This is a genomic window from Streptococcus sp. DD04 (genome assembly GCF_001578725.1).
GTDB classification, from domain to species: Bacteria; Bacillota; Bacilli; order Lactobacillales; family Streptococcaceae; genus Streptococcus; species Streptococcus sinensis.
The window spans coordinates 1-221 of record NZ_KQ969031.1 but is presented as its reverse complement, the minus strand read 5'-3'; the positions used below and the strand labels follow the sequence as shown (position 1 = coordinate 221).

General features: G+C 39.8%; 1 protein-coding gene. It reads left to right on the top strand.

All coding sequences use genetic code 11. From position 1 onward, the window contains the following. Nucleotides 1-221: transposase (locus STRDD04_RS10405; RefSeq protein WP_197460110.1), on the top strand; the 221-nt coding region annotated here is incomplete at both ends.

Below are 221 nucleotides of genomic sequence, written 5' to 3'. Positions count from 1 at the left end.
GCTTCATTGCACAGGATTTTGATTCCAGAAAGATCATAGCTATCTTAGATGGACGGACACAAGTAACGATTCGCAATCACTTTCTGCGCTATTCCAGAGAGGTAAGAAGTCGCGTCAAGATCATTACAATGGACATGTTTAGTCTCTACTACGATATTGCCAGAAAACTATTTCCAAAGGCTAAAATCGTTCTGGATCGTTTTCACATTGTACAACATCTC